The following is a 3,756-nucleotide window of genomic DNA, read 5'->3' as shown; positions in this document are numbered from 1 at the left end:
TCCGGTCCCGCGCCGAGGTCGGGAGCCAAGCCCTCCTCGCCGCCGCTGCCCGGAACATCAGAAAGATCGCAATGGCCCTATGGATTGCCCCGCATCGGGCGGCCTGAGCCATCTCACACCCTCTTTCCTCAAAACAAAACCCCGCCAAAACGACGGGGTTTGTCAGGGCGCTGAACCCTGCCCGACGGGCAGGGTTTTCCTGTTTCGGTCTCCCGCAAAGACACTTGGCCTTCGGATGCAAAATTTCGATGGAAATTTTGCGGCCAGAGTTTGCGGTTGCAAACTCTGAGTCGGCGCGGGGTGCTAACCTGCGGCTGTTACGGCGCGTCTGGTCATGACGGTGACGAGATGTGCGCGGTAGGGTTTTGAGCCGTGCAGGTCTGCGATCATGCCGTCTGGGTCGAGGGTGAGGTCCGTCAGCGCCTCGGGCTTGAAGTTGTGGTTCAGCGCCGCCTCGGCCTCGGACCAGCGGAACACGCCGTCCTCGGAGGCGCCGGTGACCGCCACGCGCACGCCGCCTGCGTATTTTGCCACAAACACCCCTACCAGCGCAAAGCGCGAGGCGGGTTGCACGAACTTCTGGTAATTCGCCGCCTCGGGTACCGGGAAACGCACGCCGGTGATGATCTCACCCTCCTCCAGCGCGGTGGTGAACAGGCCCTGGAAATAGTCATCCGCCGCGATCTCGCGCCGGTCGGTCACGATCACCGCCCCCGATCCCAGCGCCGCCGCCGGGTAGCAGGCCGAGGGGTCGTTATTGGCCAGGCTGCCGCCGATCGTGCCGCGGTTGCGCACCGCCGGGTCGCCGATGCCGCCCGCCAGCGCCGCCAGCGCCGGGTAATGCGCCGCCGCCGCCCGCGCCACCTCGGCATGGGGGGTGCCACCCCCCACCGAGACCGAACCGTCGTCATTGACGCAGACACCCTTGATCTCGGCGATGCCGCCCAGCGACACCAGCTTCTCCGGCGCCGCCAGCCGCTGCTTCAGCGTCGGGATCAGGGTCTGCCCGCCTCCCAGCGCCTGCGCCCCTTCCGATGCCAGCGCCGCCACCGCCTCGGCCACGCTGCCGGGCCGCTCAAATTCGAAATTATACATCTCGCTCCTCCTCCAAGAGGCTCCGGGTCCCTGCCCTTTCCTCTTGCTGAAAATATCCCGGGGGTCCGGGGGCTGGCCCCCGGTCCGCCCTCTCGTCTCAGCCCTGCATCGCCGACCAGACCCGCGCGGGGCTCATCGGCATGTCGATATGGGTGACGTTCCTGCCACCCGATTGCAGCGCGTCGATCACCGCGTTGACCACCGAAGGCGGGCTGCCGATGGCCCCGGCCTCGCCGCAGCCCTTCACCCCCAGCGGGTTGTGGGTGCAGGGCGTGGCGCAGGAATGATCCACCGCATAGAACGGCACATCGTCGGCCCGCGGCATCGCGTAATCCATGTAGGATGCGCTCAGCAGCTGCCCGGTCTCCGGATCATAGGCGCAGTTCTCCAAGAGCGCCTGGCCGATCCCCTGGCCCAGTCCCCCATGCACCTGCCCCGACACGATCATCGGGTTGACGATATTGCCGAAATCATCGGCCGCGCTGAACCGCTCCACCGTCACCTTGCCGGTCTCGGGGTCCACCTCCACCTCGCAGGCATAGGCCCCGGCCGGATAGGTGAAGTTCGACGGGTCGTAGAACGCCGTCTCCTCCAGCCCCGGCTCGATATCCTCCAGCGGGTAGTTGTGCGGCACATAAGCCGCCAGCGTCACGTCGCCCCAGGCCACGGATTTATCCGTGCCCGCAACCGTGAACTGGCCGCCCTTCAGCTCGATATCGGCCTCCGAGGCCTCCATCAGATGCGCCGCGATCTTCTTGGCCTTGTTGATGATCTTCTCGGTCGCCCGCACCATGGCCGAGCCGCAGACCGCCAGGCTGCGCGAGCCATAGGTGCCCATCCCGAACGGGATCTTGCTGGAATCGCCATGCACGATCTCGATCATGCTCTCGTCGATCCCCAGCATCTCGGCCACCACCTGCGGAAACGCCGTCTCGTGGCCCTGGCCGTGGCTGTGCGCCCCCACCATCACCGAGATCGAGCCGGTCGCGTTCACCCGCACCGTCGCCGCGTCGTAAAGACCCGCCCGCGCGCCCAGCTGCCCCACCAGGTTCGAGGGCGCGATGCCGCAGGCCTCGATATAGCAGTTCACGCCCAGACCGCGCAGCTTGCCGCGCGCCTCGGACTCCGCCCGCCGCGCCGCAAAGCCCGCGATGTCGGCGATCTCTTCCAGCTTGTCCATCGTGGCGTTGTAGTCGCCGGTGTCATAGACCACCGCAACCGGCGTCTGATAGGGGAACTCGGTCACGAAGTTCTGACGCCTCAGCGCGATCGGGTCCACCCCCAGCTCGCGCGCCGCCTTGTCGATGACGCGCTCCAGCTGGAATGTCGCCTCGGGCCGCCCGGCGCCGCGATAGGCATCCACCGGCACCGTGTTGGTGAACACCGCCTTCACGTTCACATAGATCAGCGGCGTCTTGTAATTGCCCGCCATCAGCGTGCCATGCAGCCAGGTCGGCACGCTCGGCGCAAAGGTCGACAGATAGGCGCCCATGTTGGCCAGCGTCTCGGTCCGGAGCGCGGTGAAGTTGTTGTTCTCGTCCAGCGCCAGCTCGATCTTCGTCACATGGTCGCGCCCATGCGCGTCCGACATGAAGGCCTCGGACCGCGACGAGGTCCATTTGACCGGCCGCGCCAGCGCCTTGGCTGCAAAGGTGCAGAACGCCTCCTCGGCATAATGGAAGATCTTCGAGCCAAAACCGCCCCCCACATCGGGCGCCACCACCCTGAGCTTGTGCTCGGGGATGCCCAGCACGAAGGCCCCCATCAGAAGCCGGATCACATGCGGGTTCTGGCTGGTGGTATAAAGCGTCGAGTCTCCCGTCGCCCGGGCATAGTCGCCGATCGCCACCCGCGGTTCCATCGGGTTGGCCACCAGCCGGTTGTTCACCAGCTCCAGCGTCGTCACATGCGCCGCCTTGGCAAAGGCCGCATCCACCGCGCCCTTGTTCTCCTCGACGAAACCCCAGTCATAACAGAGGTTCGACGGCAGATCGTCATGCACCTTCGCCGCGCCCTCGGCCAGCGCCGCCTTCATGTCGATCACCGCCGGCAGTTCCTCGATCTCGACCCCGATCGCCTCGGCCGCGTCACGCGCCTGTTCGGGGCTCTCGGCCACCACCGCCGCGATCGGGTCGCCCACATGGCGCACCTTGCCCTGCGCCAGCACCGGATGCCCAGGCTCCGCCATCGGTTGGCCATGCCTGTCGGTCACCTGCCAGCCGCAGGGCAGACCGCCCACGCCCTCGAAATCGGCGCCGGTAAAGATGCGCACAACGCCGGGCATCGCCGCCGCGGCAGACGTGTCCAGCGACACGATCCGCCCATGCGCCATGTCCGAGCGCAGGAAAAACACGTAAGCCTGGCCGTGAATGTTGATGTCGTCGGTGTAATTGCCGGCGCCGGTCAGAAAGCGCACGTCCTCGCGCCGCTTGCTGCTGGCCCCGATGCCACTGTCCTTGGGCATGTCTCGTCTCCTCCCAAAAATGAAGTCCCGCGGAAAATCCCGAAGGCGCCTATTCCGCCGCGATCCCGCTCACATCCTGACCGGATGCCGCCAGAACCGCCTTGACGATGTTGTGATAGCCGGTGCAGCGGCACAGGTTCCCCTCAAGATGCGCCCTCACCTCGGCCTCGCTGGGCGTCGGGTTCTCCTTGAGCAGC

3 protein-coding genes are annotated in these 3,756 nt (G+C 66.4%); all 3 read right to left on the bottom strand.

Features of this window, described 5'->3' with window-relative positions; translation table 11 throughout:
- Positions 1–303 precede the first annotated feature (303 nt).
- Positions 304–1,095, bottom strand: coding sequence for an FAD binding domain-containing protein (locus OE747_RS24465; protein ID WP_263831041.1), 792 nt, complete (start codon positions 1,093–1,095; stop codon positions 304–306).
- A 97-nt stretch (positions 1,096–1,192) separates the two neighbouring features.
- Positions 1,193–3,559: a xanthine dehydrogenase family protein molybdopterin-binding subunit gene (locus OE747_RS24460; RefSeq protein WP_263831040.1), complete on the bottom strand. Its 2,367-nt coding sequence runs from the start codon at positions 3,557–3,559 to the stop codon at positions 1,193–1,195.
- 49 nt (positions 3,560–3,608) lie between these two features.
- The coding region (locus OE747_RS24455; protein ID WP_263831042.1) for a 2Fe-2S iron-sulfur cluster-binding protein at positions 3,609–3,756 on the bottom strand (148 nt) is incomplete at its 5' end.

Origin of the sequence: Ruegeria aquimaris (assembly GCF_025751555.1) — a bacterium.
Taxonomy (GTDB): domain Bacteria; phylum Pseudomonadota; class Alphaproteobacteria; order Rhodobacterales; family Rhodobacteraceae; genus Ruegeria_B; species Ruegeria_B aquimaris.
Note: the sequence above shows the minus strand (reverse complement) of the source record. Positions and strands in the feature narration are given on the sequence as shown.

Coding starts and splice junctions, on each gene's coding strand:
- OE747_RS24465 (WP_263831041.1), bottom strand. CDS start 1,095: ATGTATAATTTCGAATTTGAGCGGCCCGGCAGCGTGGCCGAGGCGGTG.
- OE747_RS24460 (WP_263831040.1), bottom strand. CDS start 3,559: ATGCCCAAGGACAGTGGCATCGGGGCCAGCAGCAAGCGGCGCGAGGAC.